This is a genomic window from Streptomyces sp. ISL-1 (assembly GCF_018614585.1).
Classification (GTDB): domain Bacteria; phylum Actinomycetota; class Actinomycetes; order Streptomycetales; family Streptomycetaceae; genus Streptomyces; species Streptomyces maoxianensis.
The window spans coordinates 1-12,830 of record NZ_JAGGOI010000047.1; the positions used below are offsets into that span (position 1 = coordinate 1).

Here is a 12,830-nt window from a genome sequence, read left to right on the forward strand (position 1 = left end):
CAGCTCCAGCGCACGGGCGCGACAAGCAAAAGCTCCACGAGCCAGGCGAGCCCGTGGCCGAGCGGAGTCAGCAACTGCCGGTAGATCCACACCACCGGCACCACAAGCCCGTACGTCACCACCGGCACCAGCAGGTACCGCCACAGGGCGACCCACGGCCAGACGAGCAACGCCATTGCCAGCCACATAAGTCCATGCCCGACCGGAGTCAGCACCGCCTCGTACACCCAGGCCAGCGCCCTGCCCAGCGGCCGCAGCAATATCCGCTCCAAGGCCCGGCCGCAGACGACGAGAAGGTCCCACACCATCCGTACGGGAATGACCACGAGCAGCACCACGATCCGCACCGGAATGCGGATGACTGTGGTGAGACAGCCCTCACCGGGCTCGTAGTGCGCGGGCGCCTGATGATTCCCGTACGTCTGAGGTGACTTCTCGAACTCCATGTCAGACATGACGCGTCACAGGCCCGTCCGGATCCATTACCTGCGCTTTTGGCCGCGCTCGCCCTCGTAGACGCCCCCGTTGTTCTCAATCACCTTGCGGCTCTCAATCACCTTGCGCGAGCCGGTGTTGACGATGTCTCAGGTGACGAGGACCCGGTCGAGGCCGAGTGCGCGGGCGTGCGGGAGGACGTCGCGCAGCATCGCGGTGGCATGACCGCGGCGGCGGGCGCTCGGCCGCACTCCGTACCAGTGCCGCGATCGCGGCAGCGCAGGGTGCTGGGCCGGGGTGACGCTATTGCGGCTTTGCGAGCCACTCGTCGAAGGTGGTTGGCGCGATGCGGGCGCCCTCGCCGGGCAGGAGTACGTCGCCGGCCATCTCCGAACCCAGCAGCGATTGCCACGTCGGCACGAGCTTGACCGCGTGTCCGCGCGCCTCGTTGGTGCGCCGGGCCATGTCCACCAGGTCCTGCGGCTCCGGGCCGGCGACATCGCGGTAACGCCCCTGCGGTGTGCCCGTGGCGATCTCGGCGAGGATGCCGGCCGCGTCCGCGGGCGCGATCGGCTGGACGAGCAGCGGTGCGATCGTGGCGACGCCGTCCTGTTCGGTCCAACTCGTCAACGTCGCGGCGAAGTCGTGGAACTGGGTGACAGGAACGATCGTCCACGGCACCGGGCCCTCGGTCACGAGACGCTCCTGCTCACGCTTCCCGGCGTAGTGTGCGTTGCCTTCAACACGATCAACGCCGACGATCGAGAGCAGCACGTGGTGACGGACACCGGCCCCTTCCCCGGCGGCGAGCAGGTTCCGGGTGGCGGTGCCGAAGTACGCCACCGCGTCGTCTCGGTCGGCTGCCTCGTAGCTCGTGGCGTCCACGACGGCGTCGACGCCGGTCAGGGCGGCGCCGAGGCCGTCCCCGGTGATCAGGTCCACGCCGAGTGAGCGGCTGATGCGCACGACTTCGTGTCCGGCCAGTTCCAGGGCGGCGGCGGTGCGGGCCCCGATGTTCCCGGTTGCTCCGGCGACGGCGATGCGCATGGTGTTCTCTCCTCTGTCACTCGGGCTGCCACTCATCTTTCCCACGCTGTCGGCATGCGTGGGGTGGGCGGTCACGGGTGCAGGCCTCCCTCAGCGTCGCCCTCAGAGGCCGAGATCGCATCCCGTGACTGCAGGGAGTCAAGAACGACCCGCTGCCCCTTCGGTTTGCCGTCCATCGACGCCCAGCCGAACGGCAAGGCAGATCAGATCGCACTTCATGACGCCGTGAGCTGCGGAAAGAGGATGTGACGCAGGTTCTCGGACCCACTCGACCTCGGACTGAACGCCCGAAGATCCCAGGCGGCGGCAGCGGCGTTCTCGGGGTATCCCGTACGCACCGCTGTCGCCTGCCCCGGACGCCGAGCACACTCAGCACCACGGCCGCCGCTTCCTCGCTGGTGCCGGCCAAGGCATCGGTGATGCGCCGCAGCGCCTCACTCACGTCAGTGAGAGTGTCCGCTGGTCGCAGGCTTCTTGACGGTCAACGGCAGCAACTTCTTGCCCGTCGGGCCGATCTGGATGTCGAGGTCGAGCTGCGGGCAGACGCCGCAGTCGAAGCACGGCGTCCAGCGGCAGTCCTCGACCTCGGTCTCGTCGAGCGAGTCCTGCCAGTCCTCCCAGAGCCAGTCCTTGTCGAGACCGGAGTCCAGGTGATCCCAGGGCAGGACTTCCTCATATGTGCGCTCACGCGTCGTGTACCAGTCGACGTCCACGCCGAAGGAGGGCAGCGTCTTCTCGGCGCAGGCCATCCACCTGTCGTACGAGAAGTACTCGCGCCAGCCGTCGAAGCGGCCACCGTCCTCGTAGACCGCGCGGATGACCGAGCCGATGCGGCGGTCACCGCGGGAGAGCAGGCCCTCGACGATGCCGGGCTTGCCGTCGTGGTAGCGGAAGCCGATCGAGCGGCCGTACTTCTTGTCGCCGCGGATCTTGTCGCGCAGCTTCTCGAGCCGCGCGTCCGTCTCTTCGGCGCTCAGCTGGGGGGCCCACTGGAACGGGGTGTGCGGCTTGGGCACGAAGCCGCCGATCGACACCGTGCAGCGGATGTCGTTCTGCCCCGAGACCTTCCGGCCCTCGGCGATGACCTTGACCGCCATGTCGCCGATCTGGAGAACGTCCTCGTCGGTCTCGGTGGGCAGACCGCACATGAAGTACAGCTTCACCTGACGCCAGCCGTTGCCGTACGCAGTGGAGACCGTACGGATCAGGTCCTCTTCCGAGACCATCTTGTTGATGACCTTGCGCAGGCGCTCGGAGCCGCCCTCGGGGGCGAACGTCAGACCCGAGCGACGGCCGTTGCGGGTCAGCTCATTGGCCAGGTCCACGTTGAACGCGTCCACGCGGGTCGACGGCAGCGAGAGACCGATCTTGTCTTCCTCGTACCGGTCGGCCAGGCCCTTCGCGATGTCGCCGATCTCGCTGTGGTCCGCGGAGGACAGCGACAGCAGGCCGACCTCCTCGAAGCCGGTCGCCTTCAGGCCCTTGTCGACCATGTCGCCGATGCCGGTGATGCTTCGCTCCCGCACAGGGCGCGTGATCATGCCGGCCTGGCAGAAGCGGCAGCCGCGGGTACAGCCGCGGAAGATCTCGACGGACATCCGTTCATGGACGGTCTCGGCGAGGGGGACCAGCGGCTGCTTCGGGTACGGCCACTCGTCGAGGTCCATGACGGTGTGCTTGGACACGCGCCAGGGCACGCCGGACTTGTTCGGGACGACGCGGGCGATGCGGCCGTCGGGCAGGTACTCGACGTCGTAGAAGCCCGGGACGTAGACATTTCCGGTCTTCGCGAGGCGGAAGAGCACCTCTTCGCGGCCGCCCGGGCGGCCCTCGGCCTTCCAGGCGCGGATGATCTCGGTCATGTCGAGGACGGCCTGCTCGCCGTCGCCGATGACCGCGCAGTCGATGAACTGCGCGATCGGCTCGGGGTTGAAGGCCGCGTGGCCGCCGGCGAGCACGATCGGGTCGTCCAGGCCGCGGTCCTTCGCCTCCAGCGGGATGCCCGCGAGGTCCAGGGCGGTGAGCATGTTCGTGTAGCCGAGCTCCGTGGAGAAGCTGAGGCCGAAGACGTCGAAGCCCTTCACCGGGCGGTGTGCGTCGACCGTGAACTGCGGGACCTTGTGCTCCCGCATCAGCTCTTCGAGGTCCGGCCACACGCTGTACGTGCGCTCGGCGAGCACTCCCTCGCGCTCGTTCAGTACCTCGTAGAGGATCATGACGCCCTGGTTGGGCAGTCCGACCTCGTACGCGTCGGGGTACATGAGCGCCCAGCGGACGTCGCAGGCGTCCCAGTCCTTGACGGTGGAGTTGAGCTCTCCCCCGACGTACTGGATCGGCTTCTGGACGTGCGGGAGAAGCGCTTCCAGGCGTGGGAAGACCGACTCGACAGGCATCGTGGCGTCTCTCGTGAGCGGGCAAGGGTGACCATCAAGGCTACCCCGGCGCTCAGCCGGTCAGATCCGCCCGGAGTTTCGGGGCGGACGCCTCCTTCCACACCTCCGGAAGTTCCGCCTCCCGTTGCGCGGCCTGTGTCTCCTCCCGCCCGTACAGCAGGCCCCAGGTGAAGGCGGACTCCCCCGCCGCATGCGCCTGGATCGCGAGATTGCGCAGGGCTTCGCGGGCCACGACGCTGTCCTGGTGGTCGCCGAGCACCGTCTGCACGGCCTTCATCCGCTTGGCGAACTTCTTGGCCGCCTTGCCGAGCGCGGGCGTCGCCGCCTCTCCCGCGTACCGGGCGCGTTTGGCGGCCTTGCGGGCGTCGTGCATGGCCAGGTCCCGCTCCTCGCCCGGGGGCAGCTCCAGGGCGTGGTCGATCCGGGCGGCCAGCCGGTCGTAGTCCTTCAGGACCGCCTTGGGGAGCACCCTGGCGGGCGCGCCGCGCGCCGTCTTCAGTAGCGGCGGGTCGCTGAGCAGTGCGTCAAGCGAATCCAGGAGGGAGAGGTAGCGCTCGGTGTCGAGTGCGGCGAGGGCCTTGCGCCGGGCTTCGGAGCCACGGGCGACGCTCCAGATCTGCAGCCGGCCGAGCACCGGGCCGAGCAGCAGGGTCCTGGGCACCTCGTCGATCCGCGACTGCAGCCGCTCGGTGAGCACCTCCTGGTCGCGCGCGACTCCCAGCTCGCCCGCGAGCCACTTGAGCTCGTCGCCGATCGGGTCGGTGACGGTCCGGTCGAGGATCTTCCGGAACGTCTTGAAAGCGCTGCGCATCCGTCGTGTGGCGACCCGCATCTGATGCACCGCGTCGGGCAGGTCACGGCGTACGCCGGGGTCGTACGCGAGCAGCGCGTCGGCCTGTTCCCGCAGGTAGGCGAGGACGTACTCGCCGGAGGTCTGCGGGGGCTGCGGGGCGGGGGGCGTGGCCCGCTCGTCCGCCTCGGGGGCGGTCTCCGCCAGCGCCCTGGCCAGCTTCGACGGCGACTTCGCCGGGCGTACGCCCGCCTTGCGGAGCTTCTTGTCGATCGCGTCGAGGATGGACGGATCCGCGTCGTCGCCGAGCTCCACCTCGATCTCGGTCCACCTTGCCTTGCGGCCGCCGTCGGTGAGGCGTTCCGCCCGGACCGCGTCCTTGCTCAGTTCGGCCAGCAGCGAGCCGTCCGCGTCGACCAGGTGGCGTACCTCCCTGGAGGTGCGCAGGCGCACCTCGGGCGTGAGTTCGGCGTCCCTGGTGCGGGCGCGGGCCAGGCTCTGAAGGCTGCTCGGGACCGTGTCGGACAGGGGTGCGCTGATCTCGTCCCGTACGCCGGGGGCGATGGGGAGCTTGAGGTGCCAGCCGGCGTCCGTGCCGCCGGTCCTGCGGCGCAGGGTGATGGCGGCGGCGGCGAGGCGCAGGTCGGCGGTGTCGTAGTAGACGGCATCGAGCTCGGCGACGCCCTTGTCGTGGACTGCCGATACTCCTGGGATCCCGGTCAGGTCCGGGAGCCGGGTGTCCGGTGTGGCCTCGTACTTCCGCTCGATCTCACGCTTCGTATCCGCCATGAACCGAATCTAGTTGCCTGGAGGCCTCCGTGGCATCCCCACGCGTTCACCTACGCGGTTATCGGCCGCTGCACACGGATCGACTGGAGCAGCCCGATCGCGATCCAGACCGCGAACATCGAGGTGCCTCCGTACGAGACGAACGGTAGCGGCAGGCCCGCCACCGGCATGATCCCCAGCGTCATCCCGATGTTCTCGAAGGCCTGGAAGGCGAACCAGGCGATGATCCCGGCGGCCACGATCGTTCCGTACAGCTCGGTCGTCTCGCGTGCGATGCGGCAGGCGCGCCACAGGACGACGCCGAGCAGCAGCAGGATCAGGCCCGCTCCCAGGAAGCCCAGTTCCTCGCCCGCGACTGTGAAGACGAAGTCCGTCTGCTGCTCGGGGACGAACTGGCCGGTGGTCTGGGAGCCTTTGAACAGGCCCGTGCCGGTCAGCCCGCCCGATCCGATCGCGATCCGCGCCTGGTTGGTGTTGTAGCCGACGCCGGCCGGGTCCAGCTCCGGGTTGGCGAACGCCGCGAAGCGGTTGATCTGGTACTCGTCCAGCAGCCCGAGCGCGGTGACCGTCACGGCACCGATGACGCCGGCGCCGATCAGCCCGAGGATCCAGCGGTTGGACGCGCCGGAGGCGAGCAGCACCCCGAGCACGATCACCGCCATCACCATCACCGAGCCGAGGTCGGGCATCAGCATGACGATCACCATCGGCAGGACCGCGAAGCCCAGGGATTTGGCGACTGTCCGGTGGTCGGGGTGTTGCTGGTCGCCGGCGTCCACGCGCGCGGCCAGCAGCATGGCCATCGCCAGAATGATCGTGATCTTCACGAATTCCGAGGGCTGGAGTGAGAAGCCGCCGCCGATCACGATCCACGCGTGCGCGCCGTTGATGGTCGCGCCGAGCGGCGTGAGCACCAGCAGGACGAGCACGACGGAGAGTCCGTACAGCACCGGGACCGCGCCGCGCAGGGTGCGGTGCCCGAGCCAGATCGTGCCGATCATCAGCACGATGCCGATACCGGTGTTGAGGGCGTGGCGGAAGAAGAAGTAGTACGGGTCGCCCTGGTTCAGCGCGGTGCGGTTGCGGGTCGCCGACCACACCAGCAGCGTGCCCACGAGGGACAGCGCGATCGCGGACAGCAGCAGTGGCCAGTCGAGTTTGCGCAGTACGGAGTCGCGGGCCGACAGCTGCGACCACAGGCCGCCGCGCTGGGGCCCGTATCCGGAGACGGAGAAGCCATTCGTGCCGGCCATGGCTCAGTCCCTCCGCGCGGGAGCGCCCGCGAGCTGCTGGTCCTCGGCCGGAGGCTCCTCTTCGGCCGGTTTGTACGGCTCGATCTCGGGGGCTTCGATGGAGCCGTCCCGTTCGATCTTCGGCAGTGCCGTCTGCGGCTTGGGCAGCAGGGCCTTCTTCAGGTCCTGACCGCCCTTCTCGTCGAGTCCGTACATCGCCTCGTAGATCTTGCGCACGGCCGGTCCCGAGGCACCGGATCCGGTACCGCCCTGGGCGATCGTCATGATGATCGTGTAGTCCTCGGTGTAGGAGACGAACCAGGAGGTCGTCTGCTTGCCGTAGACCTCGGCGGTACCCGTCTTGGCGTGCATCGGGATTTCGTCCTGCGGCCAGCCGCCGAAGCGCCAGGCGGCCGATCCCCGGGTGGTGACTCCCGCGAGGGCTTTGTCGATCTGCGAACGGGTCCGGGCGTCCATGGGCAGCTTGCCGTGGGACTTCGGCTTGATCTCCTGGACGGATTTGCCGTCCGCGCTGATCACGGCCTTGCCGATGGTGGGGTTGTACAGGGTGCCGCCGTTGGCGATGGCCGAGTAGATCGTGGCCATCTGGATCGGAGTGACGAGGATGTCGCCCTGGCCGATGGAGTAGTTGACGGAGTCACCGGCGCGCATCCGGTTGCCTTCGAGGCAGTTCTCGTACGCGATCTTCTCGACGTAGTCGCCGTTCTTCTTGCCCTGCTTGCACCAGCTGTCCTTGTTGGCCTCCCAGAAGCTCTGCTTCCACTGGCGGTCGGGGACGCGGCCCCTGACCTCGTTGGGGAGGTCGATGCCGGTCTCCTTGCCGAGGCCGAACTGGTGGGCGGTCTTGTAGAACCAGTCGTTCGTGTGTTTCTTCGGCTTGATGCCGCCGTCCTTCTGCCACTCCCGGTGGGCGAGACCGTAGAAGACGGTGTCGCAGGAGACCTCCAGGGCCCTGCCGAGGTTGATGCTGCCGTAGCCCTTGGACTCGAAGTTCTTGAAGACCTGGCCGCCGACGGAGTACGAGCTGGGGCAGGGGTAGCCGCCGTTGAAGGGGTAGCCCGCGTTGACCGCCGCGGTCGAGGAGACGACCTTGAAGATCGAGCCGGGCGCGGCCTGGCCCTGGATCGCGCGGTTCAGCAGCGGGTAGTTGGAGTCCTTGCCGGTGAGCTTGGCGTAGTCCTTGCCGGAGATGCCGCCGACCCAGGAGTTGGGGTCGTACGTCGGCTGGGAGGCCATCGAGACGATCCGGCCGGTCTTGTTCTCCATCACCACGACGGCGCCGGCGTCCGCCTTGTACTTCTCGCCGGTGTTTCTGTCGAGTTCCTGGCGGGCGGCCTTCATCGCCTTGCTGAGCTCGTACTCCGCGACTCCCTGCACCCGTGCGTCGATCGAGGTCACGAGGTTGGCGCCGGGCTGCGCCTCGTCCTTGGCGGCCTGGCCGATGACCCGGCCGAGGTTGTCGACCTCGTAGCGGGTGACTCCGGCCTTGCCGCGCAGCTCCTTGTCGTAGGTGCGCTCGATGCCCGAGCGGCCCACCTGGTCGGAGCGCAGGAACGGCGAGTCGGTGTCCTTGGCCTTGGTGATCTCCTCGTCGGTGACGGGTGAGAGATAGCCGAGGACCTGGGCGGTGTTGGACTCGCCGGGTCCGGTGTAACGGCGTACGGCGGTGGGCTCGGCGGTGATGCCGGGGAAGTGCTCGGCGCGTTCGCGGATCTGCAGGGCCTGTTGGGTGGTGGCCTCGTCGGTGACCGGGATCGGCTGGTAGGGCGAGCCGTTCCAGCAGGGCTGCGGGGTCTTGGCGTCGCAGAGCCTGACCTTGTCCATGACGTCCTTCGGCTTCATGCCGAGTACGCCCGCGAGGCGGGTGAGGACGCCTTTGCCGTCGTCCTTCATCTTCATCAGCTCGGTGCGGGACGCGGAGACGACCAGGCGGGTCTCGTTGTCGGCGAGCGGGATGCCACGGGCGTCGAGGATCGAGCCGCGGACGGCGGGCTGGACGACCTGCTGGACGTGGTTGTTCTTCGCCTCGTCGGTGTACTCCTGGCCGTTGCGGATCTGGATGTACCAGAGGCGCCCGCCGAGGGTGAGGAAGAGGGAGAAGACCAGTACCTGGATGACGACGAGCCGGATCTGGACACGGGGGGTCCGCCCGGTCTCCGGAATGTTGCTCACGCTGGTGCCCCCTCGATCACAGTCGCTTGACTCCCTTTATGCGCACGGCCCGCGCCGCTCGCGACCTGGCTGCTTTGGCTCGCATTCCGCCGCGCTGCTTGCCGATGCGCAGGCCGGTGCCGGAGGAGAGCCAGCGGGCGGCGGCGTCGCCACCGCTTCTGGTGCTCGGGCTGTCGGCGAGCGGATTGCTCTCGGCGCGTCTGGCGAGGGCCATGATGAGCGGCACTGTGAAGGGCGCGAGGAGCAGGTCGTATACGGCGGCCGTGAACAGCAGGCTGCCCAGGCCCACATGGCGGGCGGCGGTGTCGCCGACGAGCGCGCCCACGCCCGCGTACAGCAGCGTCGAGCAGATGGCGGCCCCGACGACCACGGCCATCGGTCCGGTGGCCGACTTGAGCTGGCCGTTGTCGGGGCGCACCAGGCCCGCGAGGTAGCCGATCACGCAGAGCACGAGTGCGTAGCGCCCGGCGGCGTGGTCGGCGGGCGGGGCGAGGTCGGCGAGCAGGCCCGCGCCGAAGCCGATGAAGGCGCCGGCCATGTGCCCGTATACGAGGGCGAGTCCGAGGACGACGAGCAGCAGCAGGTCGGGGACGGCACCGGGGAGTTGGAGGCGGGCGAGGATGGAGACCTGGATGACGAGGGCGACCACGACGAGTGTCGTGGAGAGCAGCATCCGGTTGAAGCGCATGACGGATCAGCTCCTACTCGACGTTCGGGTCGCTGGCGTTCGCGTCGGCCGCCGGATCCTGGGCGTCGCCCTGGATCTGCTCGCCGCCCTCGCCGTCCGCGGACGGGGTGACCGTCACCGTGACCGTGGGTGTGGGCCTGGGGGCGGCGGGCTTGGGCGGCAGGACCGTGTCGCGCGGATCGGACCTGGGCGCCATGACGACGACACCGACGATGTCGAGCTTGGTGAAGCCGACGTACGGGCGGACGTAGATGTTCCGGGTGAGGTCACCGCCGGAGGGGTCGACGCGGACGACCTCGCCGACCGGGACGCCGGGCACGAACGGCTTGTCGGCCTGCGAGCCGAAGGTGACGAGCCGGTCGCCGTTCTTCACCTTGGCCTTGCCATTGAGCAGTTGCACGGAGAGCGGGCGGTCGCCCTGGCCGGTGGCGAAGCCCAGTTCGTCGGTCTTCTCCATCCGGGTGCCGACCGTGAAGTCCGGGTCGGTGGCGAGCAGTACGGTCGCGGTGTTGGGGCCGACCGTGGTGATCCGGCCGACAAGTCCGTCGCCATTGAGGACGGTCATGTCGCGCTGGATGCCGTCGTTGGAGCCGACGTCGATGGTGACCGTCCAGGAGAAGCCCTGGGCCGCTCCGATGGCGATGACCTCGGCGCCCTTGATGCCGTACTGTCCCGCGCCCGCCTTCTTGAGCATGTTGTCCAGCTCGCGCACCCGGCTGCGGTTGCGGTCGTCGCTGCCGAGCTTGGCCTTCAGCGTGGCGTTCTCGCGCTCCAGTTCGCCGATGCGGTCGTGACGCCGGCCCGAGTCACGGACGGCTCCGATGGCATTGCCTATCGGGTCGACCGCTGTCGCGACGCCGTTCTCGACGGGTCCGAAGACCGTTGCGGCGGCCTGCCGGGCGCCGTCGACCGGTGACTCCTCGCCTCCGCGGATGTCCACCGTGATCAAAGCGAACGCGATGGCGATCAGCAGCACCAGGAGCAGCCGGCTCTCTCGTGTGTCCCTCACGTGCGACGGCCGTGCCTTCCTCGTAGGAATGTTGATGTCTGTATATCAACGATCCGCCACACGGGTTGGCAGGCACCCGTATGGGGGTCCCCCTACGCCCGCCGGGGCGTAGGGGGAGGTTTCGATCCGCATGCCCGCCGCCGCGTTATCGGCGGGGCTGGGCGTCCAGAACCTGCTGGAGCGCCTCGAACTCCTCGACGCACTTGCCCGCTCCGAGGGCCACCGAGTCCAGCGGATCCTCGGCGATATGGATGGGCATGCCGGTCTCCCGGCGCAGACGCTCGTCGAGGCCCCGCAGCAGCGCGCCGCCGCCGGTGAGGACGATGCCGCGGTCCATCACGTCGCCGGACAGCTCCGGCGGGCACTTGTCGAGGGTGGTCTTGACGGCGTCGACGATCGCGTTGACCGGTTCCTCGATCGCCTTGCGGACTTCCGCGGCGGAAACGACCACGGTCTTCGGCAGACCTGAGACGAGGTCACGGCCGCGGATCTCGGTGTGCTCGTCCTTGTCCAAGTCGTACGCGGAGCCGATGGTGATCTTGATGTTCTCGGCGGTCCGCTCACCGAGCAGGAGGGAGTACTCCTTCTTGATGTGCTGGATGATCGCGTTGTCCAGTTCGTCGCCGGCGACGCGGATGGACTGTGCTGTGACGATTCCGCCAAGTGAGATGACGGCGACTTCGGTGGTGCCACCACCGATGTCGACGACCATATTGCCGGTGGCTTCATGGACCGGGAGTCCGGAGCCGATGGCCGCGGCCATGGGCTCCTCGATGATGTGCACCTGTCGGGCGCCCGCCTGCGTCGTCGCCTCGATGACCGCACGGCGCTCGACACCCGTGATGCCGGAGGGCACACAGACGACGACGCGCGGACGGGCGAGGTAGCGGCGCTTGTGAATCTTCAGGATGAAGTAGCGGAGCATCCGCTCGGTGATCTCGAAGTCGGCGATGACGCCGTCCTTCAACGGCCGGACGGCAACGATGTTGCCAGGTGTCCGGCCGATCATCTTCTTCGCCTCGGCGCCGACCGCGAGAATGCCGCCCGTGTTGGTGTTGATGGCGACGACGGACGGCTCGTTGAGGACGATCCCCCGACCCCTGACGTACACCAGCGTGTTGGCGGTCCCGAGGTCGACAGCCATGTCACGGCCGATGAACGACATGTTGTTCCCCATGAGGATGCGTCTGGCCTTCCCAAATCGAGCATTGATGGCTTTTCAGGATGGCGAGGTGGGTGCTGTGGCGTGGAGGCTTCATCGTAGTGCCGCCTGCACGGACACGGCGCGGTGGCCCGCCTCTGTATAGGTGACGAGGTGTCGCAGCGATGCGTTCCCGCAAAGCGCGTTCGTATGCCGAAGGGCGACCGAAATTCCTTCGGTCGCCCCAGGTCATGAGCGCGTATGGCTGACGGCCAATCAGGAAAGTCCGGGGAAGAAAATCTTGAGTTCCCGAATGGCGGACTCTTCGGAGTCCGAGGCGTGGATGAGGTTCTCCCGGACGATGGTGCCGAAGTCGCCCCGGATGGAGCCGGGCGCGGCGGCGATCGGGTCGGTCGGGCCCGCCAGCGCGCGAACGCCCTCGATGGCCCGCTCGCCTTCGACGACCAGCGCGACGACGGGACCGGACGCCATGAACTCGACCAGCGGCTCGTAGAAGGGCTTGCCCTTGTGCTCGCCGTAGTGCTGCTCCAGGGTCTCCTGGTCGAGGGTGCGCAGCTCCAGCGCGCTGATTGTCCAGCCGGCCTTGGCCTCGATCCGGCCGATGATCTCGCCGATCAGTCCGCGGCGTACGGCGTCGGGCTTGAGCAGGACGAGCGTGCGCTGGCTCACTGTGCGGGCTCCTTCAAATGCGGATTCAGGAATTCAGAGGCTACAGGGCCGGAAAGCCGCCGATTACGCAGCGTCAGGCTCTGACGAGGCCTGTGCGGCCCACCGGGCCTTGGCCTCGTCGATCTTGCGGCCGTAGTGCACCGAGGCCCACCACAGGCCCGCGAACACCGCCCCGAGGAAGAACATCATCGGCACCACGAAACCGCTCACGACAAGCGCGATCTGCAGCGCCCAGCCGAGCTGTACGCCGCCGGGGCGGCTGAGCATCCCGCAGAGCAGGACCGAGAGCAGCATGCCGACGCCGCAGACCGCCCAGACCGTCGTCGCCGAAAGGCCGTCGGACTTCATGGCGACAAGACCGGCGAAGCCGATCACAAAGAATTCGCCGATCAGGGTGGATGCACAGAGCGTACGCATCAGATG

Annotated in this window: 10 protein-coding genes and 2 pseudogenes; all 12 read right to left on the reverse strand. The window is 68.2% G+C overall.

What is annotated here, in order from left to right:
* A pseudogene (locus tag J7E87_RS29425) lies at positions 1-446 on the reverse strand (hypothetical protein); the annotation flags it as partial.
* 36 nt (positions 447-482) lie between these two features.
* A pseudogene (locus tag J7E87_RS35600) lies at positions 483-692 on the reverse strand (GNAT family N-acetyltransferase); the annotation flags it as partial.
* 46 nt (positions 693-738) lie between these two features.
* On the reverse strand, positions 739-1,482 hold the full coding sequence (locus tag J7E87_RS29430; protein ID WP_215097641.1) for an SDR family oxidoreductase: 744 nt from the start codon (positions 1,480-1,482) through the stop codon (positions 739-741).
* Positions 1,483-1,925: 443 nt separating this feature from the next.
* Positions 1,926-3,875 (reverse strand): TIGR03960 family B12-binding radical SAM protein, encoded by a 1,950-nt coding sequence (locus J7E87_RS29435; RefSeq protein WP_215097642.1) that lies wholly within the window; start codon positions 3,873-3,875, stop codon positions 1,926-1,928.
* A 52-nt stretch (positions 3,876-3,927) separates the two neighbouring features.
* Positions 3,928-5,454, reverse strand: a complete 1,527-nt coding sequence (locus J7E87_RS29440) for a CYTH and CHAD domain-containing protein (RefSeq protein ID WP_215097643.1) — start codon at positions 5,452-5,454, stop codon at positions 3,928-3,930.
* A gap of 50 nt (positions 5,455-5,504) precedes the next feature.
* Positions 5,505-6,707 (reverse strand): rod shape-determining protein RodA, encoded by a 1,203-nt coding sequence (gene rodA / locus J7E87_RS29445; RefSeq protein ID WP_215097644.1) that lies wholly within the window; start codon positions 6,705-6,707, stop codon positions 5,505-5,507.
* 3 nt (positions 6,708-6,710) lie between these two features.
* A complete protein-coding gene (mrdA, locus tag J7E87_RS29450; protein WP_215097645.1) occupies positions 6,711-8,879 on the reverse strand; it encodes a penicillin-binding protein 2 in 2,169 nt (722 codons plus the stop codon).
* Between the two features lie 16 nt (positions 8,880-8,895).
* On the reverse strand, positions 8,896-9,567 hold the full coding sequence (gene mreD / locus J7E87_RS29455) for a rod shape-determining protein MreD (protein WP_215097646.1): 672 nt from the start codon (positions 9,565-9,567) through the stop codon (positions 8,896-8,898).
* A 13-nt stretch (positions 9,568-9,580) separates the two neighbouring features.
* On the reverse strand, positions 9,581-10,576 hold the full coding sequence (mreC, locus tag J7E87_RS29460) for a rod shape-determining protein MreC (RefSeq protein ID WP_215097647.1): 996 nt from the start codon (positions 10,574-10,576) through the stop codon (positions 9,581-9,583).
* A gap of 145 nt (positions 10,577-10,721) precedes the next feature.
* Positions 10,722-11,741: a rod shape-determining protein gene (locus J7E87_RS29465; protein WP_215097686.1), complete on the reverse strand. Its 1,020-nt coding sequence runs from the start codon at positions 11,739-11,741 to the stop codon at positions 10,722-10,724.
* Positions 11,742-11,993: 252 nt separating this feature from the next.
* Positions 11,994-12,407 (reverse strand): nucleoside-diphosphate kinase, encoded by a 414-nt coding sequence (gene ndk, locus J7E87_RS29470; RefSeq protein WP_215097648.1) that lies wholly within the window; start codon positions 12,405-12,407, stop codon positions 11,994-11,996.
* Positions 12,408-12,470: 63 nt separating this feature from the next.
* Positions 12,471-12,824, reverse strand: coding sequence for a DUF4233 domain-containing protein (locus J7E87_RS29475; protein WP_215097649.1), 354 nt, complete (start codon positions 12,822-12,824; stop codon positions 12,471-12,473).
* Positions 12,825-12,830 lie beyond the last annotated feature (6 nt).